General features: G+C 47.6%; 19 protein-coding genes and 1 pseudogene. 11 read left to right on the top strand and 9 right to left on the bottom strand.

All coding sequences use genetic code 11. The features are described 5' to 3' along the window. Positions 1 to 93 precede the first annotated feature (93 nt). Positions 94 to 438, top strand: a complete 345-nt coding sequence (locus tag LKI20_RS07040; RefSeq protein ID WP_291772090.1) for an MGMT family protein — start codon at positions 94 to 96, stop codon at positions 436 to 438. 25 nt (positions 439 to 463) lie between these two features. Here LKI20_RS07040 and LKI20_RS07035 read toward each other — a convergent pair whose 3' ends face one another. From LKI20_RS07035 to LKI20_RS07020, 4 genes are all read right to left on the bottom strand, one after another. Further along, positions 464 to 1570, bottom strand: a complete 1107-nt coding sequence (locus LKI20_RS07035) for a DNA-processing protein DprA (RefSeq protein ID WP_291772087.1) — start codon at positions 1568 to 1570, stop codon at positions 464 to 466. A 24-nt stretch (positions 1571 to 1594) separates the two neighbouring features. Then, positions 1595 to 3142, bottom strand: a complete 1548-nt coding sequence (locus LKI20_RS07030; protein WP_291772084.1) for a YifB family Mg chelatase-like AAA ATPase — start codon at positions 3140 to 3142, stop codon at positions 1595 to 1597. Continuing rightward, positions 3142 to 3606, bottom strand: coding sequence for a YraN family protein (locus LKI20_RS07025; RefSeq protein WP_291772081.1), 465 nt, complete (start codon positions 3604 to 3606; stop codon positions 3142 to 3144). The genes LKI20_RS07030 and LKI20_RS07025 overlap by 1 nt, the downstream gene beginning before the upstream one ends. Before the next feature lie 198 nt (positions 3607 to 3804). Continuing rightward, a complete protein-coding gene (locus tag LKI20_RS07020) occupies positions 3805 to 4680 on the bottom strand; it encodes a pyridoxamine kinase (protein WP_291772078.1) in 876 nt (291 codons plus the stop codon). A 380-nt stretch (positions 4681 to 5060) separates the two neighbouring features. On the opposite strand from LKI20_RS07020, the gene LKI20_RS07015 reads away from it, so the two are divergent. Then, positions 5061 to 6371 carry an O-acetylhomoserine aminocarboxypropyltransferase/cysteine synthase family protein gene (locus LKI20_RS07015; protein ID WP_291772074.1) on the top strand — a complete coding sequence of 437 codons (1311 nt, stop codon included), beginning with the start codon at positions 5061 to 5063 and terminating at the stop codon, positions 6369 to 6371. A 185-nt stretch (positions 6372 to 6556) separates the two neighbouring features. Here LKI20_RS07015 and LKI20_RS07010 read toward each other — a convergent pair whose 3' ends face one another. Further along, positions 6557 to 7507, bottom strand: coding sequence for an aminodeoxychorismate lyase (locus tag LKI20_RS07010; RefSeq protein ID WP_291772072.1), 951 nt, complete (start codon positions 7505 to 7507; stop codon positions 6557 to 6559). 287 nt (positions 7508 to 7794) lie between these two features. Between LKI20_RS07010 and LKI20_RS07005 the strand changes: the two genes are divergently transcribed. Together LKI20_RS07005 and LKI20_RS07000 are read left to right on the top strand one after the other, a co-directional pair. After that, complete coding sequence (locus tag LKI20_RS07005) at positions 7795 to 8730, top strand: ABC transporter ATP-binding protein (protein WP_291772069.1); 936 nt, start codon at positions 7795 to 7797, stop codon at positions 8728 to 8730. 87 nt (positions 8731 to 8817) lie between these two features. Continuing rightward, on the top strand, positions 8818 to 11442 hold the full coding sequence (locus LKI20_RS07000) for an ABC transporter permease (protein WP_291772066.1): 2625 nt from the start codon (positions 8818 to 8820) through the stop codon (positions 11440 to 11442). A 98-nt stretch (positions 11443 to 11540) separates the two neighbouring features. Here the strand turns inward: LKI20_RS07000 and LKI20_RS09875 are convergent, their stop codons facing one another. The 3 genes and pseudogenes from LKI20_RS09875 to LKI20_RS06990 form a co-directional block, all read right to left on the bottom strand. Beyond that, complete coding sequence (locus tag LKI20_RS09875; RefSeq protein ID WP_434734948.1) at positions 11541 to 11849, bottom strand: response regulator transcription factor; 309 nt, start codon at positions 11847 to 11849, stop codon at positions 11541 to 11543. Then, positions 11846 to 12311: pseudogene (locus LKI20_RS09870) on the bottom strand (response regulator); the annotation flags it as partial. The pseudogene LKI20_RS09870 and the gene LKI20_RS09875, both read right to left, overlap by 4 nt. 88 nt (positions 12312 to 12399) lie before the next feature. After that, positions 12400 to 14985 carry a sensor histidine kinase gene (locus LKI20_RS06990; RefSeq protein WP_291772061.1) on the bottom strand — a complete coding sequence of 862 codons (2586 nt, stop codon included), beginning with the start codon at positions 14983 to 14985 and terminating at the stop codon, positions 12400 to 12402. A gap of 147 nt (positions 14986 to 15132) precedes the next feature. On the opposite strand from LKI20_RS06990, the gene LKI20_RS06985 reads away from it, so the two are divergent. The 4 genes from LKI20_RS06985 to LKI20_RS06970 all read left to right on the top strand — a co-directional run bounded on the left by LKI20_RS06985 (position 15133) and on the right by LKI20_RS06970 (position 19631). Further along, positions 15133 to 16485, top strand: coding sequence for an alpha/beta fold hydrolase (locus LKI20_RS06985; protein WP_291772059.1), 1353 nt, complete (start codon positions 15133 to 15135; stop codon positions 16483 to 16485). A 72-nt stretch (positions 16486 to 16557) separates the two neighbouring features. Next, positions 16558 to 17358 (top strand): pyrroline-5-carboxylate reductase, encoded by an 801-nt coding sequence (gene proC / locus LKI20_RS06980; RefSeq protein ID WP_291772056.1) that lies wholly within the window; start codon positions 16558 to 16560, stop codon positions 17356 to 17358. A 118-nt stretch (positions 17359 to 17476) separates the two neighbouring features. Next, complete coding sequence (gene ychF / locus LKI20_RS06975) at positions 17477 to 18562, top strand: redox-regulated ATPase YchF (RefSeq protein WP_291772053.1); 1086 nt, start codon at positions 17477 to 17479, stop codon at positions 18560 to 18562. Between the two features lie 244 nt (positions 18563 to 18806). Then, positions 18807 to 19631, top strand: a complete 825-nt coding sequence (locus tag LKI20_RS06970) for a Fic family protein (protein ID WP_291772050.1) — start codon at positions 18807 to 18809, stop codon at positions 19629 to 19631. Positions 19632 to 20462: 831 nt separating this feature from the next. Here LKI20_RS06970 and LKI20_RS06965 read toward each other — a convergent pair. Continuing rightward, the gene (locus tag LKI20_RS06965) at positions 20463 to 21854 is read right to left on the bottom strand and encodes an NAD-dependent succinate-semialdehyde dehydrogenase (protein ID WP_291772047.1); all 1392 of its coding nucleotides are present in this window, start codon (positions 21852 to 21854) and stop codon (positions 20463 to 20465) included. A 368-nt stretch (positions 21855 to 22222) separates the two neighbouring features. Here LKI20_RS06965 and LKI20_RS06960 point away from each other — a divergent pair, with 368 nt between their 5' ends. The 3 genes from LKI20_RS06960 (at position 22223) to LKI20_RS06950 (ending at position 25466) form a co-directional block, all read left to right on the top strand. After that, positions 22223 to 23206 carry a LysR family transcriptional regulator gene (locus LKI20_RS06960; protein ID WP_291772044.1) on the top strand — a complete coding sequence of 328 codons (984 nt, stop codon included), beginning with the start codon at positions 22223 to 22225 and terminating at the stop codon, positions 23204 to 23206. Positions 23207 to 23583: 377 nt separating this feature from the next. Next, on the top strand, positions 23584 to 24765 hold the full coding sequence (locus LKI20_RS06955; protein ID WP_291773431.1) for a MalY/PatB family protein: 1182 nt from the start codon (positions 23584 to 23586) through the stop codon (positions 24763 to 24765). Between the two features lie 146 nt (positions 24766 to 24911). Next, on the top strand, positions 24912 to 25466 hold the full coding sequence (locus LKI20_RS06950) for a glutathione peroxidase (RefSeq protein WP_291772041.1): 555 nt from the start codon (positions 24912 to 24914) through the stop codon (positions 25464 to 25466). Positions 25467 to 25495 lie beyond the last annotated feature (29 nt).

The raw sequence follows: 25495 nt of genomic DNA, 5'->3' as shown, positions 1-25495 counted from the left end.
TATTGATTCTTGCACAATGGGCAGAAAGTCTGTTGACCGGCGCACGGTGTTCACTTCGTAGAAGTGTCGAGTAGTGCTAAGAAGATGATGGTTATGACTGAGCTTACATTTTCGCAACGTGTATATGAGGTGGTACGCCGTATTCCGGCTGGTCGTGTAGCAACATACGGTCAGATTGCTGCGCTTGCAGGTAACCCTCGCAATGCGAGAATCGTGGGTTACGCTTTACATGCAAATCCTGAGCCTGGGGTAATTCCTTGCCACAGGGTCGTATTTCGTGATGGCTCTTTGGCACCTGGTTTCGCCTTTGGAGGCCCTGAGAGACAGAGAGAACTGCTGGAAATGGAGCATGTGTATTTCACACCTCCGAGTAAACCTACTAGTGCAGGTGCTGAGGGTTGGCGGGTTGATCTCGATCGGTGTCAGTGGCAAGCTTGAATTAGTAGTCGTTTGACAGCACCGCTTATGGGATAGATCTGTTATATGCCGACGGATGCTGATGAATAATTGACTTGGGGATTTCATCTGGACTGGTTAATACCTCTGCTTGGTGGTCGCGAATTAATGCATTACAACCAGCATTGTGAGGTGCGGTAATCATTCCAGGTACGGCATAAACTTCACGACATAGAGTATTAGCCCAAAGCGCGGTATTGAGGGCTCCTGAACGTATTCTCGCTTGGGTTACCACGAGTGTGCCTGCAAGAGCTGCAATAATTCGATTCCGTATGAGAAAGCGATGCGCTTCTGGAATCGTATCTGGGCTCAATTCGCTGATGAGAACGCCTCCATGATTGACCATCGCTTCAAATAGTTCAATGTTACGAATTGGTCCGATGTGATTGAGTCCTCCTGCGAAAACGGCAACGGTTAATCCGGCAATCTCTTCAGCGCTCTGTATATCTTTTCGACTTAGTAAGGATTGCTGCGATATTGCAGCTCGATGAGCACAGGCATCAGCACCTATCGCCCCGCCAGATATCACCACATGCCCTTGTCTGCTAACTTCCTGCGAAATAGCTTGAGTTACTTGACGTCCGTATACATCTAATTCTCGCGATCCGACAATAGCCACAGGGCGTTGACATGTAGTGAGGGTTGATGAGGGACCTTGACCCCATAAACACAACGGTGTTTGTGATTCTCCGTGCTGTTGTAAATCGTTGAGTTGCGCAGGCCAACATGTGTGACGAGGCGTGATGATCCAGAATTTCCCTTCGACACTCAGCCATGCGTACAGTTCTTGTGCACTGGTGTTTGGTATAAGTGCCAATCTCTGTGACCACCGTTTCAATCGTTTGTGCAACGTTTGTAGGAGCGTTGTGTGTTGTTTAACGGTGGCGTTCTCGACATATGATTTGAGTTTGCATTCAAGATATCGAGAGCTGCTTCCTGATCCAGGTTCTTTGGATTGACTTTCTTGTAAGATGCAATGCCAAAGCTCCTGCGGTCCTTGGAGCAGACCTTGCTCGCTTGCTGCAACGAGATCTTGCATAATTGGGTCTGGACCATCGGCACAGTAGCTGAGGAGAGCTCGAATCAAGGTATATTCATCAAGCTGATTAATCATGGTTGTGTCCTCTCATACTGTTGACTAAGCCAATTTGGTACGTAGATGAATACCTAGATTGATGTCATCGACTGTTGGGCTGTCATGTCCAGCTAAGTCAGCCAGCGTCCATGACAGCCTTAATGCTCTGTCAGCTCCGCGCATGCTCAGCAATGATGTGCGCAAAGCCTGATTGAGATGTTCCAACACAGCAGCAGAGCTATGCTCACGAAGCCAACTTCCCGCGGCTTCAGCATTGCAACCCCACCCGTGTTCGTCATAGCGACAACGTGCCATCTCTCTTGCAGCTAGTACTTTGCCGCGGAGATTGCGACTGTTATCTGTTCCGGTTTGGTCGTTACTGGGAAGGCATGGGACATCGAGTACTTCAGTTTGTATATCGATGCGATCGAGAATAGGTCCTGATAAGCGGTTCCAATATCTACGTCGCTCACGTGAGGAACATGTGCACCGCTCTGCAGTTCCGTAAGAAAATCCGCATGGACAGGGATTCGCAGCCATAATTAACTGAAATCGAGCAGGATAAATGGTGGTTCCTTGAGATCGTGCCAGTGCTATCATCCCCGTTTCTAAAGGTTCTCGAAGTGACTGCAATACTCTAGGAGAAAATTCCGGAGCCTCATCCATAAACAACACACCATGATGTGCTCTAGTAATCGCTCCGGGTTGGGCTAACCCTCCGCCGCCACCAACGAGTGATGCATTTGATGCAGTGTGGTGAGGAGCTTCAAAAGGTGGAATGTCGCTGACTCCATATTGAGAAAGTGTGCCGCATAAGGAGCGTACCGAGGCAACTTCAAGCTGTTCTGCTTCATCTAACGGTGGAAGAATAGTGGGTAAGCGTTCAGCAAGCATAGTTTTCCCTGACCCTGGTGGCCCAGTCATAATCAGATGATGTCCTCCCGCTGCTGCAACTGTTAAGGCCCATTTTGCAGTTTCTTGACCTGAAACTTGGCACATATCCAAGCTCTGAGCCCCTGAAGCAATCTGAGAAATTGTGCTAACAGCACGTTGAGGAGGAGCAGTCAGAGCAGGAGCACTTGATTCTCGTAGTGTGCATGTGCCACCAAGCATTACGATGAGTTCGCTGAGATGCTGGATACCAACAATGTCAATACTCGGTATTAATTCGGCTTCACTGATGTTGTCCACAGGAATATATGCTTTGGTAATGCCGCATTCGACGCCGTGCATCAACATAGGTAAAATACCGTGAATTGGTAGCACGCTACCGTCTAGATTCAGCTCTCCAAGAGCGATCATGCCAGTGCAGTGTTGTGCTGAGATCATTCCACCAGCCGCAAGCACGCTAACAGCTATAGCTAAGTCGTGTGAGGCACCTCGCTTCGGTAATGAAGCTGGTGAGAGATTGACAGTAACTCTAGTTTGTGGCCATGGGAATCCAGACGCTGCGCATGCGGATTTGACGCGCTCGCGGGCCTCATTAATAGAAGCATCAGGCAGCCCTATGATTGAAAAATGCGGTAATCCTGGTGATATGAAGGCCTGCATTTGCACAATAAAGCTTCGTAGACCAACAATACCGATTGATTGTGCCGTGCCGATACCCATTAGAAAGCCTTAGCAATGTGACGTATCGTTAAGCTACCCTCAATGAGGAGCAGAGCAACCACATCGAAGCGAATACCAGTACGACGACAGCGGTGTTCAGGAGCTAATAACCACTGAGATGCAGTCGAACGCAGATGCGCTTGTTTCTTTGGCGTAACAGCATCTTGCGGAGCACCATATGTAGTACTTCTACGAGTTTTCACTTCTATGAATACCAGAGTGCCGTCAAGGTCGAAGGCAACAACATCAAGTTCGCCGTATCGGCTGCGCCAATTACGGTCAATAATGTTCCAGCCCCGCGCTTGAAGCCAGCATGTAACGAATTCTTCGCCAAGGTTGCCCAATGAACGTGAATCGGTGTCTGGTCTGAGTAGCGACTTACGGATGGATTCAAGGTTGGCGAGTGACCGCGTATCGAGTGGCGGAGTGTGGACTAACGGTGTTGATAAGGTCTTTGTGTTCATGCGCACAGTCCACCACACCAGCTCATTTAAAAAGAAGTGCTGCACTCCGATGTGGTCGAATGTGCAGCACTAGTAAGGCTGTTGTGGATGGGCGATTCAGCACCAGTATGGTGAGCAATATGGCGACATTCCAGCGTGATATTTAAGCATGTGATCTCAAGGTGCTAACTGTCACATCAACTGTTTCAGCCTCTGTTCTCAGTTAACTAATGCTGTGAGTTCCGCAAGATTGAGTTCAAAACTCACACCACGTTGTTCGAAATGCGGCTGGTTGCGAGTGCTGCTCATTGCCGAGCGAACGAACTCACCAGCAATCTGAGCAGATTCAGCCAGTCCTTTTCCGGCTAATACTGCACCGCACAGTGCTGATGCAAATGCATCGCCAGTTCCGTGAATCATGTAGGGGTGTTTATCGTGAGTAAGTTCCACTTTCCCAACTACACCTGTTGAAGCAGAAGCGACATAGTTGCGGATATTGCCATCGTGACGATCGATACCTTTGAGAACAACGTTCTTTGCGCCAAGCTCCAACAGTGCGCCTAGCCAATCGTCGACTTGGCTATCGTCAAGATTCTGACCAGGGTACTCGCGTGAAGTCAAGATGCTTGCCTCTGTAAGGTTCGGCATGAGGACATCAGCTCCATCTGCGAGTTTGCCCATGGCATCGCATAATTCCTGAGTGTAAGTCGGATACATCTTTCCTGCATCGCCCATCACGGGATCAACAAGACGCAATGCGGTGGGGTATTCCTTATATAGACGTTTGATGATGTCAACTTGTTGAGCACTCCCTAGAAAGCCGCTGTAGACTCCGTCTAGCTCGACCTCTTCTTTACGCCACGCATCCAGATAATCGCTGAGCATATCTGTGGTGTCGTGGAAGGTGTAATCCTTATACATGGTATGAGCGCTGAATAATGCTGTTGGCACTGGGCAGACATCGCAACCTGCAGCTGACAGGATTGGAATGGCGGCTGTCAATGAACATTTGCCGTAGCCACACATATCGTGCACTGCGGCCACTCTGGGAATGTATTTCGGATCGCGATTGTATAGTGTCACGTCACTGGTCATGGAAGCCCCTTATCTTGGCATAGCTTGCGAGTGCATCAGGCAACGACTGTACCTTATACACTCCGCTGCCCATGTTACCGACCGTGTCAAGGAGTTTAATAGCTTGCTCCTGAAGGTGTTGGCGTGTTGAGGTTCATGCTTACGCTTCAGTACGAATATCGAAAGTGTTGGTAAATCAAGTGCTTGCAAAGAGCTATAAAAAGTTGCGATAACGGGAAAGCGCGCTCGACTTGTCAAGAGGAGTGAGATTGAACTACTTTCTAAACACAAGAGTTTCCTAAACAACGAGTTTCCTAAACACAGAGCAACAGATGTACCGCATACTATTCGTTATCAACAGATACAAGATTGATGAAGCGCCAACCGAATAAGGAGTAATCGTGACCGAGAACCACTATCGTTTTGAGACCCAACAGCTGCATGTGGGACAGGAGGAGGCAGATCCAGCTACAGATGCACGAGCCGTACCGATTTATGCCACCACCAGCTATGTGTTCCATGACTTCGATCACGCCGAAGCTCGCTTTGGACTACAAGATCCAGGCAATATTTACGGTCGCCTGACGAATTCAACTCAGGGTGTGTTTGAAAACCGAATTGCAGCTCTTGAAGGTGGAACTGCTGGTCTGGCTGTCGCTTCTGGCGCCGCAGCTGTAGAGTATGCCGTGCGCAATATCACTCAGACAGGGGATCACGTTGTGTCCGCCAAGAATATTTATGGTGGCACTTATAACCTGTTGCGTCATACCCTTCCACGTGACGGTATCACCACGACTTTCATTGATCCTGAAGAACCGCAAAATTTTGAAGATGCCATCCAAGACAACACGAAGTTGGTATTTTTTGAGACTTTCGGCAACCCTAATGCTGATTTGGTCGATTTCGAAGCTATAACGGAAATTGCTCATCGTCACAATCTTCCTGTGGTGGTTGATAATACCTTTGCAACCCCATATCTTTTCCGCCCATTGGAACATGGTGCAGATGTTGTTGTTGAATCTGCGACTAAGTTCATAGGCGGCCATGGCAGCACATTGGGTGGTGTAGTAGTTGAAGGTGGAAACTTTGATTGGGCCGCGGTTCCTGGTAAATTCCCGACACTCACCGAGCCTGACCCCAGCTATCACGGTCTCAATTTCTTTGAAGCTCTGGGGCCTGCTGCTTTTGTGACGCGGATACGTGCAATTCTATTGCGTGATACAGGTGCCACACTTTCACCATTTGCAGCTTTTCTATTACTGCAAGGTACTGAAACACTGAGCCTTAGGGTTGAACGTCATGTTGAGAATGCTCTCAAAGTTGTGGAATATCTGCAGAGCGTTCCAGAGGTTGAAAAAGTCAGCCATCCTGCTGTTCCTGGCCGTCGCGATCATGAACTGTATGAACGTTACTTCCCGAATGGTGCTGGCTCAATCTTCACCTTTGATATCAAGGGTGGTAAGGATGCAGCTCGAGTATTCATTAACAATCTCCAGCTGTTCTCATTGTTAGCGAATGTGGCTGATGTGAAGTCTTTGGTAATTCATCCAGCGTCGACAACTCATTCACAAGAAAGTCTGGAAGAGCTTGAGGATCAGGGTATTCACCAAGGAACTATTCGTCTGTCTATTGGTACGGAGAACATCGAGGATATTCTCGATGATCTCAAGAAAGGATTTGCTGCAGTGAAGGAATCAGGACTGGCTGAGTAATAGCGTAATGCGCTGATTCAGTGCCGTATTGGTTAAACGGGTGCGGTACAGAATTAGCCCTATGTAATTAATTAGTGCAGTGTAATTGATTAGTGCAGTGCAGCGAATTAGTAATTATCAATTAGCACAGTGCAGCGGCGCCCCACCGGGAAATGATCCGGTAGGGCGCCGCTGCACTGTTGTTGTTACTGCTCAGGGGCAATTGAGAGTGCCTCATCGTGTGTTCGTCCGCTGTGAATTGCCTCATTAATGGCATCAACTTGCTGGGGGTCAACACTATAGCTGTTGCCATTGAGCTCACCGACTGGAATTACCCAGCCTCCGTGAGTCATATACAAACTATCGGCTTCTTTGAGTTGCTCGAAGGGCAGCTTCTTATATTCAAAGCTGCCGCCTTCCTGCTGCGCATAAGCAAACAGCTCTCGCTGACTGGTGCCATGCAGAATGCCTATCGATGGGTCTGGCGTGATGTATCGATCCCCGTAGCGGGCCACAATTGAGGAGTTTGGGCATTCCAGCACATACCCATCTTCCGTGGTGAGTATTGCGTCATCTGCTGATTGTCTATCGCATTCACGGTGAACTGCCTGATTGACGGCATAGCTCAGAGTTTTTGCACCGTTGAGTAACCAGGGTGCTTTTGCGGTGATATCAGAAGAATATCCACGAGTTAGGGAAATCATTGAAATCTTGTCAGTTTCATGTAAGTTTCCTAGCGAATCGATGAACATCCAAACGCTGGGTAAACCATCGCTATTTTTACCAACGCCTGTTGCGTCATCCATCCCGCGAGAGATGAGAATACGCAGTAAAGGTCCTGGTTCATCGCCGTCGTACTGTTCAATAAGCGCATAAATAGCCTCGGTGAAAGCGGAAATATTTGGCAAAGGCATATCCATCAAACGCGCCGAATAGGAGAGTCTGCGTAGATGATTCTCCAATGAGATAGGATAACCCTTCCATACTGTGGTTGCTTCAAATATGCCGTCACCACGAGTCACAGCAAGATCGAATGGCGATACGATTTGCGCATGAGGGTCAACGAAGTCCAGCAAAGCTTCTGCATGTTCTCCGGTGGGATTTTCCGAAGCGAAAAGTGATGCAGCATTGCCTCTGCCGAGAACGATGTTTGCCATGCGATATCCTTTCAAGCGCGCCGTTGGCAAGTTTATTACTCGCTCATTAACGGTAATTGATGACTATGTTCTGGTACAGCATATGCAGAGCTAGATTACGTAAAGGTGTTCGATGTCACACACAGGACACACGACAAGATAGGCGGTCTCATTCTTGCGGATGATTCCGTAGCTGTGTCAGCACATTAAGTCACCCTCGCGCATGATGTTGCGAAAAGCTTTTGGAGCATACCTTGGAGTTCAGTACATCGGTTGAATCCGGTCGGCTGCACACAAGAGAGGGAACCATGAGCCAAAATAATTCACTGCCGAAAGAGGGCATTAGTAGTGTTAGCACCATCACTGACAGCAGCAAAGCTACTGTTGTAGATGATGCAGACAGCTCTATCGCAGCACTTAGCGGAGTACATGCATATGTTGCCAATCGTCAGGGTGTAGCTATTCAAGCCGTGGATTTAGTTAAGGATTACGGTGAGGGCGACAATGTAGTACATGCATTACGTGGAGTGAATGTTAGTTTTGAGCAGGGCAAATTCACTACCATCATGGGACCTTCAGGCTCAGGAAAATCTACATTGATGCACACCTTAGCTGGATTAGATACTGCAACCAGTGGCAATATTGTGTTTTCTGGTTCTGACATCACCAGTATGAATGACAAGCAGCTGACATTGATGAGAAGAAATAATGTTGGTTTCATTTTTCAAAGTTTTAATCTGCTGCCGATGTTTACTGCTGAACAAAATATTGTTATGCCCTTAACTCTCGCTGGTCGTAAGGCTGATAAACAGTGGATGCGCACATTAATCAATACGTTGGGGTTGGAAGGTAGATTGCATCACCGACCTCATGAACTTTCTGGCGGGCAGCAACAACGTGTTGCTATTGCAAGGGCGTTGATTACCAAACCGGCAATCGTATTTGCTGATGAGCCTACCGGAAATCTTGATTCAGTATCAAGTGCTGAGGTTCTTGAATTTCTTAAGCGTTCGGTACGTGAATTTGGGCAGACCATAATCATGGTTACCCACGATGCAGTTGCTGCTTCGTATGCGGATCGTGCAATTGTGTTTGCGGATGGAAGGATTGTTGCCGACGTGCAAGATCCTTCGGCAGATCAGATGAATGCTTTGTTGCTCGAAGAACGTAGCAAGGTCACTTCCTCACAAGCACGTGTCTCAGAACATGCAGAAGATTATGGCAATGTCCTTCTGCGTCGTTGAGTTCTCACATCAACTGAGTAAAAGAAAGTCTGAGATAAGGAATTCACGATTATGTGGACAATAACGTTTAAACTTATGAAACGCAGTATGAGGATGTTGATCCCTGCTGGCATCGCTATCATTATCGGAACCATGTTTGTTGCAAGCACATTCCTTTTTGGTAATGCTCTAGATCATTCGTTAAGGCAACAGGTTTCTGCTGGATTCGGTGATGCACAATATGCAGTGTCTGCATCAGACGACAGTAGTCAAGGGGAGCCTAAGACTGTTGCCAATATGCACCTCAAACAAATCCGCTCAATCAATGGCGTGGCTGGTGCGAGACCGGATACAGCTGGCGTTATAGAAGTTTCTGGCGGCTCACGCCATGAGCATTCCTCCACAGCTGTTATAGGAATGGCGAATTCCAGTGGTGTTATGCCTGTGAAGCTGTCTTCAGGATTGTGGCCAGCTAAGTCAGGTGAAATTGCTATTCCAGATTCGATGGCCACCCTTCTCTCATTGCATATTGGCGATACGGTGGACAGCACTGTTTCAGCGGATCGCAGCGCTACAGGGCAGCAAGATTCACTGTCGATGAAAGTCGTAGGAACAACCACCGATTCAGCGGGTGCTTATGCCTACTACGGTGGTGCAGCAATCGTTGCTGAGCAAGACTTTGCACGAATGACCGGATTGGGTGTCTCCGCCAGTTTTGAGGATCTTCCTATATCAACCATTTATGTAGAGTTGGCACCTGCTTCGGAACAACAACAGGAACTCACTGTTCGTAAAATTAAGCAAGAATTGCCAAAAGGTCTAGAGATTAACGATCGCGCAAGTATTGAAAACAAGATGATGGACAGCCTCGGAGGAGGACAGGTCAATATCACCACAACCTTTATTTTGGCTTTCGGGGTTTTGGCAATGTTTGTAGCCGCGATTGTAATCGCTAACACTTTCCAAGTAATGATTGCTCAGCGACGCAGGACTTTGGCACTATTACGCACGATTGGTGCTAGAAAATCGCAGCTGTATGGTTCGGTTGTTGTAGAAGCTGCGCTGCTCGGTATCGTTTGCTCCGTTATCGGAGTGGGGTGTGCGCTGTTGCTGATACTACTGCTCGGATTGAGTGGTATTAATCTCGCTGGAGCCCAATTCGCTTTGATTATTACCTGGCCAGTATTTGTGGTGCCGATACTGTTCGGTGTGATTATTACTATGCTGGCGTCTATGGGGTCAGCGCGTGCTGCTACCGGTGTAACACCGCTAGAGGCCTTACAGCCAATAGAAGGTTCAGCGAAGAAACATCATGGATGGTTCTCGTTGGTGTTGAGCTTGCTAATGCTTGTTCTTGGATCACTGGCGATAGTTATGTCGATTCTTCGTGTACGAGAATCCTTGACGGGGCAAACTAGTGCACTGTCATCAGATCAATCCTTACAGTTGCTAGGTGTAGCTATATGCGGAGTGATGGTGGTTTTCGTCGGTGTATTGCTGAGCTCTAGTCGCTGGATGCCATGGCAGTTGAAAGGTGTCGGAGCTATTGTTTCGCATACTGGCCCTGCAGCGACGGTTGCATCAGCCAACATTCAAAAAAACCCAAGACGTGTGGCCTCTACTGGTGCAGCACTGCTGATTGGGGTCACCTTGGTATCTTGCCTGGGAACGGGTGCAGCTAGTGCGAAACAAACGATGAGTGACGCTCTGGATGCCCGTTACAGTGTTGACATTCAGATTACAGGATCTCATTTAGATACAGCTGATCTCAACAAAGTTAAGAAAGTTCGAGGAGTACAAGCAGCTGGGTTGGTCCCCACGATGAACTCATCGATGAAGCAGGGCGACCAGCAAACCATGATGAGTCTGTATGAGGTTAGCCAGAATGAAATGTCTCAGCTCATGAGAGTGAGTACTGCTTCAACACACGATGGTGATCTTCTCGTGCCTCAATCTCTTGCAACTAGTAAGAATGGTCTCGCGCCAGGCAGTAGCGTGCGTCTGACCCTAGGTGATACAAACGATAATGGTGATGAATCGGGTGGCTCCAGCACACAGAACACTACAGATGTAGTATCTCGAGACTTTACCGTGACTGCAGGGAATTATCGTGGTATCGAAAGCAACAATGATTATTATGCGTTGGTAGCGCCAGGAACGTTTGCTAAAGCCGGCCTCAGTGATAGCGAAAACCAGATTTGGGTAAGTTCAAATGGGAATCAGCAAGCCGGAACTTTGGTCTCGAATATTCAAGATGCTCTCAGCGATGTTGACGGGGTGAGTGTAGGTGGCTCCATTGCAGTCAGATCTCAGTGGGAACAGATTGTTAATGTGCTGCTGATGATTCTTGTAGCTTTGCTTGCTGTAGCAGTAGTTATTGCCCTGATTGGAGTAGCCAATACTCTGAGTCTTTCGGTGATAGAACGATTAAGAGAGTCAGCAACCTTACGGGCTATTGGCATGACTCGAGGGCAGCTACGATCTTCTCTAGCTATCGAGGCATTACTGATTTCAGGATGTAGCGTTATTGTCGGCTTAATTCTTGGCACGGTGTTCGGCTGGGTTGGATCGTATCTAGTGTTCTCACAATTTGGTACGGTGGCATATCCGCTCAGTTGGGCAATGGATTTGACCATCATAGGAGTCGCTGTTGTCGCAGCGTTGCTTGCTAGCGTCTTACCTGCAAAACGTGCGGTAAGTACCGCTCCAGTTGAAGCCTTAGCTGAGGCATAATACAGGTGCAATGCTGTGAAACTGTGGGTGATGGCACGCCAAGCTACATGTTGTAGCTGCTTAACGTGCCATCACCCACAGTTTCACAGCATATTGAATTACACTAAGTGATTTTCGTAAGCGAATACCACTGCCTGCACACGGTCTCTAGCATTAATTTTTTGCAGAATATGGGCAACATGCGTTTTTACAGTTGGCAGGCTGATAAATAGCATATTAGCGATTTCTTGGTTGCTTAATCCGTGTGCTATTTCGATGAGTACTTCCCGCTCGCGTTGGGTCAGTTCTTCAACTTCAGGATCGACATAGTGATGTTCAGGCTGAGTTGGTGTGATGTCTGCCGCTGAGTGTGGAGTGTTGCTTAACTTTTGGGATTGGGCATTGACTTGTGCTTCCTCTTGAAGCATGTTTTCAATGAGTCTTTTTGTTGCAGAAGGCGCGATAATTGCGTTTCCCTGCTTTACGGTTCTTATGGAGGCTAATAAGGTTTCTGGTTCGGTATCTTTGAGTAAAAATCCTGATGCCCCAGCATTAATTGCGGCCATTACATACTCATCGAGATCAAAAGTGGTAAGAATCACCACTCTGGTGATGCCATTATCAGGATGTATCTCGTCATTTGAGTAGGTAGGTCCAATAGCAGTTATTTGTCTGGTCGCTTCAATGCCGTCCATTACAGGCATACGTACATCCATCAGCACTACGTCGGGGTGTAGCCGTTTTGCGATATCTAATGCTTGTTTGCCGTCGGCTGCCTGACCGACTACTTGCATATCGCTTTGGGAACCTATCACGAGGGAGAATCCTGCGCGTACCAATTCTTGGTCATCGGCAATAACCACCGTAATTACGTGGTCGTTATGCTCCATAGTGTTCCCTCTTCTTCTCTTATGCCACCAGATTGTTGCAACCCTATAGCACCTACTACTGTACGGTTGGAATGCGCCCTTGCCAATTTTAACGAGAATTCGAGTCGAATGTTGTTATGCCAGAGAGGTGTCTCAACTGTTCTTCTAGAGTCGGAGCAGGGTGTAATTCCAATGTGCTTTCTGACAAACCTGATTGTGGTTGAGTACCGCTTTCGCTCTTAGCTTCTCGAAGAATGCGAAGGAGTCGCCGCATGTGTGCTAGAGCGGCTCTTCCCTCTTTGCCTATTGCAGCAAAGGAGTCTTGCACTTGTTGAACGGTCTGCTGCTCTTGTTCATCTGTGATGAGATCCAAGGTAGCGAGCCCATCTGTAGCCTTGAGTTTCACAGCGCGTAGCGTACTAGTCACCTCATGCTGAATGGCATTACCTATGCGGTCACGTTCCATGCTCGCTGCCAGTAGTCGTTGTTGCTCTTCTTCTTGTCTGAGCGCCTCTTCGCGTTCATGAAGCACCAAGGCGTTGTTGCCTTTGGCTCGTGTCCATAGAGCTGAAGCGATAGTAGCTCCGCATAAAGCCAATGTTCCCAAGCCGATAACGAATGCAACGGTTAGAGCGGTGGAAAGGCTGTCAGTAGATGCACTGTTGACCAGTGGTGATTTGAACAGGGCCAAAATCAATGTTGGATAGCCCCAATAAACCCCAACAAAGAGTTTAGTTCCTAGTAATGTACACATGACTACAGTGGTGATGATGGTCCATGTAATACGCTTGGCAGGTCCTAGCAGAATTACCGCATGGAGATATAGCAACACAAGCATGTTGACGATATATACATCCGGAATGCACAGAAGTTGCAAGGTGCAAGCCACCACTGCAATACTTGCACTAGTCTGGGGGAAGCGGCGACGGAAACACAACGTTGGTACGAGGGCAAGAATCACCACGGCTGCACCAAGTGGTTCAGAGCCTGTTGTCACGGGCAGCAAATCCGATAGCGTAATCATCGCTTTCCACAGGGCTTGGCTCCACACTCCTAGAACGATAATAATGACCATAATGATGGTGTCGATTAATGTGTAATGACGCTCACTCCACTGAGATAAGCGTTCAATACGGTTGAATCGTTTCCCTGCATCTGGGGCAGCTTGATCAAAGGGCTTTGACCGCAAATGCTGCAGAAATGAAGGAATACGGTCTTTAAACGATTGAATGTTGGAATCTGGAGGTAGCGCTAGAGGCTTGCTCGATACAGAGTTAAAGGGCAAATTTGCGTGCACTACGAAACCATGATCGTGATTAGCTGTTGCTGTAACAGAGCCGCCTATCGCATGAACTCGCTCAGCCATTCCCATGAGACCAAAGCCTGGTTGATGTCCATCAAGACTGGATTGAGCTCCCAATCCATCATCCTCAACAATAAGTTCTAAACCAGTGCTTGACCAACGTTCCGTTAGCGTTACCTGCACGTGGTTTCCTGCATATTTATTGATATTACTCAGGGATTCCTGAACGATGCGATATGCGGTTGTAGAGCTTTCATCGCTGAGTTCATGCGGTTCCGGTGTGCCCTCAATCTGGTGGCTGATCTGTGGGTTTCCGGCGATAGTATCGTGCTCGCGAATTAAGCCTTGAATGTCTGCAAAACGAGGCTCGTGAAGTGTCTCATTGTTTTGAGGCGACACCACACGGAGATCGGCCTTCTTGCTATTGGACTTTGTTGCCGAGTCTTCCTCTACTGGATATCGTGGCAGAGCATTCTCATGAGTGGGTTGATGCTGCGATACTTCGGCAGGTTCTTGCGGATCTTCGAAAATACCTAGCAACTGGCGCATATTGCGCAGAGCAGCATCACTTTCATGATCAATAGTTTGCATCGTAGAGCGTGCAATAGCGATGTTGTGGGATCCGGCATATCGACCCGCATCGGATTGAACGATAATCGTGGAGAGAGTATGTGCAACAACATCGTGCATATCTCGAGCTATGCGGCGACGTTCGGCAAGTGCAGCGATGCGTGCTTCCTCGCGTTGGCGAGCTTCGAGAGAAGCATTACGCTCTTGCATCATGCGAACGGTATACAACCTTGCTCGTTGCCAAAACGCCATAATTACTATGCTCAAGAGACACACAAAAAATAGCATCAAGATTGCGGTTGTATTTCCGGATATATCTCTGAAGCAGGTCCAACTTACACGATTACTGTCGCTACTAGAGCACGATTCGTATTCGAGCCAACCAGTGTTGTTGCTTTTGGAAGAGAACAGAGGACCAATGGTATAGCTGGATGTTGTTATTGCTGAGGCTATAAAAGCCATCACAAAAGCTAGTGAAATAAAGGCTCGTGTGTTGCGTGGATCGCCATACACAATTACCGAATACAACATAATCAAAGCAAGTGCGTCAGTGAGCATAATCGAGGGGCCAAACACCAAGTGAAGCATACACAATGTCACAAAAATTAATGCTGCAATTTGTGGGTATTTGCGTCTCATTGCTAACGGGATTATGTAAATCTGCGACCAGATTACTTGGCCAACATCAGAAATTGTAAAGAGCAGACCCTGAGCATTGTCAGTACTAACAATCACTACACCTGAGAGCACACTCAGCGGTAAAAAGAACAACAGGTCAACAAATACGGTATGCCTGTCCATCCAACTGACAATGCGCTGCATAAGACCCATGACTCGAGGGTAGCGCTTTATGCCTTGTCTTTGTCTGCTTCTAGAGGATGATTCTTGGTGAATGTGTTGAGTAGAGACATACACTTAACAACGAATAGAGAGAATGCGAAGGTGTCCGTTGCATAGAAGGGTTGATGAATGACGAAGCTGGCTGGCTATTATATTCCGGGTATATATGTGGAAGATTACTCGTGCCAGGTGCCGCTCAATTGGAGTGGTAATGAACCAGGTAAGGGTTTTGAAGGTAAGGCTATCAGCCTGTTTTATCGTGTGTTGTGTGCACCTGAGCGTGTGCACCAAGAGCTGCCTCTACTGCTGTTCTTACAAGGCGGCCCAGGGGGAGCTGGTCCGAGGCCACTTGACACGCACAGTGACGGATGGATTGATGAAGCGCTAAAACATTTTCGGATAGTTCTTCCTGATCAGCGTGGAACAGGTCGTTCTACGCATGTTGATGCTAGGACTATGTCAAATTTCGATGCCCCGCAAGATGCAGCACATTTTTTGAAGCAATTCTTGGCTGACTCAATTATTAAAGATTTTGAACACCTTCGTAGAACGGCATTTGATAACCGCACATGGGTAACCCTAGGGCAAAGTTACGGCGGTTTTCTGACCTTGAGTTATCTTTCCGCGTTCCCAGAGGGTGTCAATGCCTCGTTCACTACCGGTGGTATCCCTCATATTCCAGCCAACGCTGAGGAAGTTTACCAACATACATTCCCAAGAATGAAAACAAAAACCGAGCAATTCTATGCACGGTATCCACAAGATGCTGAACGAGTAGCAAGAGTTGCTGAGTTGCTGAGTTCGGACAATGTGATACTCGAGAATGGTGATCGCCTGACCGTGGAACGTCTACAAAGTCTGGGTAGTGATTTCGGTATGAAACCTAGTTTTGAGCGCATGCATTGGTTATTTGACACTGCTTTCAGTGATGGAGACGGATCAATAGTTTCACAGCAGTCCTCGAATATGAGACTGAATGATGACTTCCTTAGCGCTGTGATGCAGCGCACCAGCACTAAGGCACTCTACTGGCCTTTACAAGAATTTATCTACGCAGATGGTGACATTGAGCCTATACATTGGGCAGCACAACGAGTTCGTAACAATATGTCAGAATTCAATGGTGCTCAACGCCCACTGTTATTTACCGGAGAAGCAATATTCCCTTGGATGTTTGAACAGGAGCGGCAGCTTCGTCCATTTAAGCCTGCTGTGGATGTGTTGATGGAAGAACGCCATTGGGCAAACATTTATGATCGAGATCGTTTAGCCGACAACGATGTGCCTCTACAAGCTGCGGTGTATTACGACGATATGTATGTAGATTCAGGTATGCAACTCGATACGCTTTCACATGTGGGCAACTCGCATGCATGGGTGACCAATAGTTACGAGCACGATGGTGTGCATGGAGATCAGGTATTCCGCTCTTTATATACTTTGGCTAAAGATCGAGGAGACTTGCAATCGGTGTTTGAGTAATGAAATGCGTAGTCTTGAAGATGATAACCAGAAATGAGCATGACTAGATTGATGTGGGTGAAAGGACAATAGATGGAATTGAGCAGTCTTACGGTTGGATTTATTGGATACGGCAATATGGCGCAAGCTATAGCGCAAGGTTTAGTTGATGCAGGTGTAATACGTGGCAATCAAATTGTGGCGTGCGCAGGGCATTTTGACAAGCTACAGTCTGCTACGCAAAGCTTGGGAGCTAATCCCTTGCACTCAGCCGCTGAAGTTGCGGCAGCTGCAGATGTGGTGATTATTGCAGTGAAGCCGTACCTAGTGGAGAAATTATGCAAGCCCATCGCTGCTGAACTCGCAGATGATTCTACTGTTGTAGTGTCCATCGCAGCAGGATTTACATTGGAACGTTTCCAAGAATTCCTTCCTCAACAAGCGCACGTAGTATGCACGATTCCAAACACGCCTATTGCAATTGGACAAGGCGTATTAGTCACAGAATCCTCAGACACCCTTACTGATAATCAACGTGAACTCTTCCACTCGCTATTTGCCAATATTGCACTCATTGAAACGGTGGATTCCTCACAATTGTCGATTGGTGGCACCATAGCCGGATGTGGACCTGCCTATGCCGCGATGTTCATTGAGGCACTCGCTGATGCTGGTGTGAAACACGGTCTGTCGCGCGGATCAGCGTATCGTCTCGCAGCCAAGATGGTGCAGGGGACAGGGGCACTCAACATCGCCACAGGTACGATTCCTGCAGCTATGAAGGATGCAGTGTGCTCGCCTGGTGGAACCACTATCAAAGGTGTCGCTGCACTTGAGCGACATGCCTTCAGAGGTGCCATTATAGATGCCATTGATGCTGTAGAAGGCAAGTAATTCGTACTCAAACAACCTACAGTGATAACTGCATCAAAAGGACAGCTCTTCGCGCATCTTCAGCACTATTGCTATCCTTTCGATCCGGTTATCTTCCTTCGACAATAGACTGGAAGCCATGTCATTAACCATAGGAATCGTCGGATTGCCCAATGTTGGCAAATCCACATTGTTTAACGCGTTAACCCGCAATAATGTTCTTGCTGAGAACTATCCTTTTGCCACCATCGAACCCAATACAGGTATCGTGCCTCTGCCAGACAAGCGTCTGCAACCGCTCGCTGAATTGGTACATACTCAGAAAATTATTCCTGCGACCGTGACTTTCGTGGATATTGCAGGGATTGTTAAAGGTGCTTCAGAAGGTGAAGGTCTGGGCAATAAATTCCTGGCGAATATCCGCGAAGCTGATGCCATCTGCGAGGTGGTGAGAGCCTTCGAAGACGATGACATCGTGCATGTCAATGGCAAAGTTGATCCTTCGGATGACATCGACACCATCGATACCGAACTGATTTTGGCGGACTTGCAGACTATCGAGACCGCTTTGCCTCGTCTAGAAAAGGATCTGCGCGGGCGCAAGATCACTCCGGCATATCTGGATGCAGTGAAGAATGCCCAGAGTATTTTGGAGGCGGGGGAGACCATCGATCATGCCGCGAACGCCAAGAAAATCGACAAGGCAGACATCTATGATTTACACCTGTTGACAGCAAAACCCTTCATTTACGTATTCAATGTGGACGATGACGAGCTGCAGAACGACGAACTGAAACAGCGGCTGACCGCCTCAGTTGCGCCTGCCCCGTCTATTTTCCTCAACGCCCAGTTCGAAGCTGATTTGACTGAACTTGATGAGGCAGATGCCAAGGAAATGCTTCAAGATGCAGGGCTCAACGAATCAGGTCTTGACCAACTGGCGCGCGTAGGTTTCGATATTCTTGGTCTGCAAACCTTCCTCACAGCAGGAGAGAAGGAAGTTCGTGCCTGGCAGATTCATCAAGGTTGGACTGCTCCTCAGGCTGCTGGTGTGATCCATACCGATTTTGAAAAAGGTTTCATCAAAGCCGAAATCGTCTCTTATGATGATCTCATCGCTGCAGGTTCCTATGCCAAGGTTAAAGAAGAGGGCAAACTCCGCCTTGAAGGCAAGGAATACATCATGCAAGACGGCGACATTGTAGAGTTTCGTTTCAACGTGTGAATTTGTTGATTTGGGTCTGATTATGGCAGGGATTTGACACATTAGTAAGTGTCCAGCGGATGTTGTGTGCCAAATCTCTGTCGCTACATCAGCTTTGATGACTATGATGGCGTGAAGATGCGATTGCATGAAACTTAACGCAGTAATTTTTGATTACATCATAGCGGTAATTTTGATGCATTAAGGAGCCGTGGTCATCGCCGTGTAATCTGGAATGCACGCGGGTGTTTCGGAAGGTGGAACCATGACAGGCTTGTTATCTCTGGGAGATTGGATGTCCGACGAGCGTCGGGCCAATATCAGTCATGGTGTGTACTACTGGTCCGCGATTATGTTGACCTATAACTCGAATCATATGGAGGGTTCCACATTATCGCAGCGTCAGACGCAGCAACTATTTGATAGTGGTTCAGTAACACCTGATGACTTGACGACTCCGATCAGAGCGGATGATGTCGTTGAGACACAAAATCATTTCAATGCTTTTGCTGTGCTTATAGATCGTCGCGATGAGCCACTCTCGCATGAACTCGTTAAGCAGCTCCATGGCATACTAAAGGCACACACTGGTCAATCTCGTAACCAGCCATTGTGGCAGGTGGGCGATTACAAGCGTCATCCGAATCAGATAGGCTTGTTCGACCCTGTCCGCACAACTCCCCCTGACCGAGTGGAGTCGGAGATGGCACAATTATTCGACTTGATGAATGGTTTCACCGGTACCGATGCTCAGTTTGCCGAGTTCCATGCCACCTTCGAGAGAATCCACCCGTTTTCAGATGGAAATGGGCGTATTGGACGATTATTGATGTTCAAGGAAGCACTAAGATTGGGCGTTTTGCCTCCTCTGGTTTTTGACGATGAGAAGAGCAATTACATCGAAGCGCTTTCTTCTTGGCATCCTCGAAATCCGCAGACGTTGGCGACGTTCATACACCATAGTCGTCAACGCTACCGCAGCGAGATTCTGGACAGGTTTGACGCGGGGCAGGAATTTACCTACAAGTTCACTTCAGTACCCGACATGCAGACATTCGAATCACAGACAATAACTCTAAAAGACGAATAAGTGCTGAGATTGAAGTGCTTGAGGTATGGCGGAACATCATCAAATTGCACATCAAGGCAAACTGAAGATTACAAATGCTTGCGTTTGAATATAGTTGATTAATGAGAAAGAGTTATTTGAAGTTATAGCGTTGGTGTGATGCTTCATCCTCCACGCTAAAATAACGCGGATTATGAGTTTATTCTCAATGATCTTCAAATGGCTATGAAATGTCTTGAAATGAAAGCAACAGACATACAGACAATACATTTAGGCAAAGGGTGATAGCGGTGAGTCAGCGTGCTTCATTAACAATTTCGGCTGGATTTGGGAGTAGAAAATGGCTTACAGTTGATGAGTGGATGACATATCGGCGACGCGTTGCTGTCAGATACCCACAGAAAGCGCGAAAATTCGTTTCAAACCGCGATGGAGAGAAATGTTGTATATGTGGGATGAAAGGAACCCTACAACGCCCGATTCAGTTAGCGCACAGGGTACCTTTTAAGATTGGTGTAATTGATTGGGGGCTGTGTCCAGATTGGTTGGATTCAGTTAGCAACCTTTGTCTTGCGCATCGAGGAGCATGCAACGATAATGCGGAGATTAAAGAAAGTGACATTCCTGCTTGGCTGTGCAAATTGGGACTGGACTTGAATGATAGCCCAGCCATATACACTGGCGCACTTACAATAAATGAAAGCTCGCTAATTACCACCCTTAATTTCAAGAATTAGTGAATAATTCGTCTTTTCATCGAGTGAGGGAATATTTGTTGCCCATGAGATGTCCGTTCCTGTTGCATAGCACTACTTATAGCAGTAGTGCTATGCAACAGGAACGCTTACTCCGTCAGAACGCGTCGTCTATATTCGGCTCTGCGATGACTTTGATATTGACGAACTCGTGGATGCCTAAATCGACGAGTTCGTGGCCGTAGCCTGAGCGATTCACGCCGCCGAATGGTATATCAGCTTTGACACCCGTGGGATGGTTGATGAAGACCATGCCGGTGGAGATACGCTGCGCCGCTTTCCAGGCGCGGGCAGAATCCGAGGTGAATACTGAGCCTCCTAAGCCAAATGGTGTGGCATTCGCTACTGCCAGAGCCTCTTCTTCATCAGCAACTCGATATAACTGAGTTACAGGACCAAACATTTCCGTGGTGTATGCAGGGTTATCAGCCGTGATTCCTGTCAGAATTGTGGGCTGATAGAAGGCACCGTGTTCAGGAACTGGCTCACCCAAAGTTTCGGCATGAGCACCGGCCTTGACGGCCTCATCAACTTGGGCGCTCAATATGTCAACGGCTGATTTGCTGGACAGAGGAGCAAGCGTGGTCTCAGCGTCGGTGGGGTCTCCGGCTTTGAGAGCTGCAACACCTGAACGGTATGCGTCTAGGAATTCGTCGTACACATCATCCACCACAATTAATCGTTTTGATGAGACACACACTTGACCGCCGTTCCAATGTCGGCCGGTCACGGCCCATTGTGCGGCTTTCTTAATATCAGCATCTTCGAGCACAATAAAGGGGTCAGATCCACCCAACTCTAGGGTGCTTTTCTTCAAGTATTTTCCGGCAAGAGCTGCAACTGCTGAGCCCGCACCTTCACTACCGGTGAGTGCTACTCCCTTGACCCTAGGATCAGAGAGAATTAGCTCATTTTGGTCATGTGAGGCGAAGAGATTGGTGAATACACCATTCGGCAGCCCTGCCTCCTTAAACAGTTTCTCGAACGCCAAGGCGGACTGTGGCACATTCGATGCATGCTTGAGTAGCAAGGTATTGCCTGCCATAAGCTGCGGTGCACTGACTCTTACTATCTGGTAATAGGGGAAGTTCCAAGGCTCCACTAGATATAGCACGCCCAGAGGCTCATAGACCAGTTTGGCACGTCCCTCTTGATAATCTGTGCTCGGCAGTGTTCGTGGCTGCAGCTGCTGCTCAGCATGCTGAACATAGTAATCAATAATCTGTGCACTGAGTTCAACTTCAGCTTCCGCTTCAGAAAGCAGTTTACCCATTTCCAAAGTGAGAATTTCCGCGAATTCGGTGTGGCGTTCGCGCAGAATTTCAGCAACTTTGGCCAGTATGCCCGCTCGCTGCGCAAAACTTGTGTTTCTCCATGAAACGAAAGCCTTATCAGCGCTGGTGATTGCAGCTTTGACTTCTTCATCCGTCGCTGTGGGGAAACTCGCAACCTGTTCCTCAGTGTATGGATTGATGGTGGCGTATGCCATAATCTTCCTCTTCCTTGAGTCTGATCGAAGGTTTAGGCAAGGATATTCATGCGATGTGGTGCAACACGAACCCCGTACCCAACTTGCATTCATTATCTATCCTCTTTGCGTAAGCGCAACGGTCTTTTCCACTTAGCTAGGAAGAATTCGCGGCAGGCTGATTTTGGCTGTGAGGAGTAATAGCTTTTTCTGCATTACGTAAGCCAGCATTTCTTGTGTACATATTCGATGTGGAAATCTCTTGAGAGGAGAAAAGTTTGTGCAGGTGTTTTGTTAAATTCCTAGAGCTGATGGGAGTTACATCCAAGCATTAGGCTTGATATTGATATTGATATTGATATTGATATTGATACAGAAACCCCCGAGATATGGAATACGTCAAGGCAGAGCAAGAGGAGAAAACAATACAAGTGCAAAACTTAAATCCTCAGATGCTGGTGACTCTATGGAATATCGAACGATATGGTTCGCTCTCGGCTGCGGCGAGAGCAACAGGCTGGTCCCAGGCTGCAATCAGCCAACAAATGAAACGACTGGAACAACAATGTGGTTTTGTTCTTGTTGAACGAAATTCTCATGGGGTAAGTCTGACAACGCCTGGTATAACGCTGGCACGTCATGGAGAGCTCATCGCTAATCGCTTGACTCAGGCAGAAACTGATCTTGAGGAGTACCGCTTACATGGCTCTTCGCACTTGAGAATTCTGGCACCTCCTTCAATATGTTCGACGCTGCTAGCACGAGCATTAGTCAATATCAGTCAGCAAACAGATATTGATGTGAGTTTGGTGCAGATGGAACCACCCGAAGCCATCAAGCTCATGGAGAGCGGTCAGGCGGATGCCGCAATTATTTTTAGATACAAAAGTATTCCGAACTTTCTTCATGTCACTGAAGAAATGCACGTTGAATATTTTGGCGAGGATCCTTTGAAACTTTTGGTACGTAAATCAAGCGATGTAGCCAAACAATATGAGCAAGACGGTTTACCAATAGATCTCTCTGTATTACATGAAGAATCATGGATTGCGGGTTGCGAAACGTGCCAAGCAAATCTGGTGAGCATTGCACGTGAATCCCATTTTGAGCCGACAATTACTCATTCAACTGATGATTATGTAGTTACACAGAACTTAGTTGAAATGGGACTAGGTATTTCTATTGTTCCTAAACTCTCAACACTGTCATATCTGCGTGATGACGTCGTTGCTTGCCCTATTGCTGATGAGAATGCAACCAGGAGCGTGGGTTTGCTCACTCGCGCAGGAGATAATCGAGAATCAATCAAGAAACTTAACGATGCCATCAGAAATGTGGCAAGCCACTATCTAAGCCCCATGATGAGTTCGTGAGAACCCTCCCGCTCGAAACTGTGCATATCGGCACGTTAATCCCACCAATTCGCGGTCTGCACGTGCTTATGCGCACAGTTGGCATCGTTAATCCCATTCAACTGCGAAAACTGTGCATATCAGCACGCGAGCAGGGGTGATTTGAATGATTCGCGTGCCTATATGCACAGTTACTCGTGTACATTCTCATATTCCTTACCGTGCACCACACAGCCATAAGCAGAATGGCTAATGCTCTCACCAAACGGGGGAGAGTGGATGATGCACCATGCGGAATCATTGGAAACAATGAAGGTATGCCTCAATTAATGGAAAACGCCACCCTTGCGACCGTATCAGCCATTGCACAATCAGACGACGAGTGTGCGAAAGGTCATATGTCACATGTTTTCGACGCAGCTGCTATTGACCATGAAACACCAAATGATCTGGCGAGGATTGGCAGTGATAAATGGACTAGGTATCCCAACTGTATTGGCGCGTTTATTGCCGAGATGGATTTCGGTCTAGCACCTTGCATTCAGGATGCCATGTCCGAAGCGATTCAGCGCTGCTCACTAGGGTATATTCCAGACCCCGTGAAGAAACAAGTTGCTCAAGCTTGCGCGCATTGGCAGCAGCATCGCTTTGGATGGGATATCAATCCGGATTGCATCAGGCCGGTGCCAGATGTGATGGAGGCTTATGAGGTATTTCTCCGTGAATTTGTTGGTGCTGGGAACAGCGTTATTGTTCCCACGCCTGCATATATGCCCTTCCTAAGTGTTCCTCAGCTGTACGGTGTTGCAGTGATTGAGATTCCAATGTTGCAGCGCAATGAAAACTGGGAATTTGACTTCGCTGCTATTGAAGATGCATTTAAAGATGGATGTAGAGCATTTGTGCTGTGTAACCCTCATAATCCGATTGGGAAAGTACTTACTCGTGACGAAATGCTTAAGCTCTCTGAATTAGCTGAGTGCTATAGTGTCAGGATTTTCTCTGATGAGATTCACGCTTCATTTGTGTATGACGATTCCACGCACATTCCTTTTGCTTCGATCAACAAGCAGACTGCTATGCAGGCAATTACGGCCACTTCTGTATCCAAAGCATTCAACGTCCCTGGAACCAAATGCGCACAAGTAATTCTCACGAATCCAGATGATTATGACTTGTGGATGGACAAGGCTGAGTGGTCTGAGCATCAAACGGCGACAATCGGTGCTGTAGCAACCATTGCTGCCTATGAGCATGGCGGCACGTGGTTCGACGAGATGTTCCCATACGTGCTCAGGAATCGTAATTATGTTGATGAGCAAATGCGCACGCGTTTTGCCTCTGTGGGTTATGTTCGACCACAAGGGACCTATATAGCATGGCTTGATTTTCAGCCCTTAGGATTACAAGATCCAGCAGCATTTTTCTTGAAACATGCCCAGGTGGCATTAACGGACGGCCTCGCTTGCGGTCGTATTGGTACGGGCTGTGTGCGTATGAACTTCGCCATGCCCTACCCATTGCTGCAAGAATGTTTTAATCGTATGTATCAGGCTTTGGAGTCGGAAGGCATCATTTGAGGGCATTTTGGGGCGCAGGTTTGACGTTATGGCCTCAGTAGTGCTGTGAATTACGTTTATTGTGAATCAGGATTGTCTGCGTATTTATATTCTGTAGTCTGATTCTCAAAAGGTGTTACGTCACTACGGGATGCGAAGGCGCGATTATGAGCGAATCAGTTGGCAACGACACAATGGGTGATACTGCAGCAGAAACATTAACTGCGAAGGCACCGTCAAACAGCGCCTCAGCACTGTATGACTTCAGTGTCAAAACAATTAAGGGTGAACATAAACGTTTGGCAGATTACAGTGGACAGGTATTGCTGATCGTTAACACCGCCACGGAGTGTGGATTTACGCCTCAATATGACGGTCTGGAAGCTTTATACAGGAAATTCCATGATCAAGGTTTCGAGATTTTGGACTTCCCATGCAATCAATTTGCTGGTCAGGCTCCTGGTACAGATGAAGAGCTCGGGAGCTTTTGTAAATTACGCTTTGGCACCACTTTCACCACTTTTGCTCGGATAGATGTTAATGGTGAACATGCAGATCCTTTGTATAAGTGGCTTAAAGAACAGAAGTCCGGCGTTGCAGGTGGTCGTATCAAGTGGAATTTCACCAAATTCCTTGTAGACCGCCAAGGCACAGTAGTGAAAAGATATGCACCCTCAACTACGCCTGAGGCGATTGAGGCGGACATCGCAGGGCTGTTGTAAGGTCTCGAAGCTGTGAGTTTGAGCATTTC

Origin of the sequence: Bifidobacterium sp. (assembly GCF_022647885.1) — a bacterium.
Classification (GTDB): Bacteria; Actinomycetota; Actinomycetes; order Actinomycetales; family Bifidobacteriaceae; genus Bombiscardovia.
The sequence above is the reverse complement of the archived record's forward strand: the minus strand, read 5'-3'. Positions and strand labels throughout refer to the sequence as shown.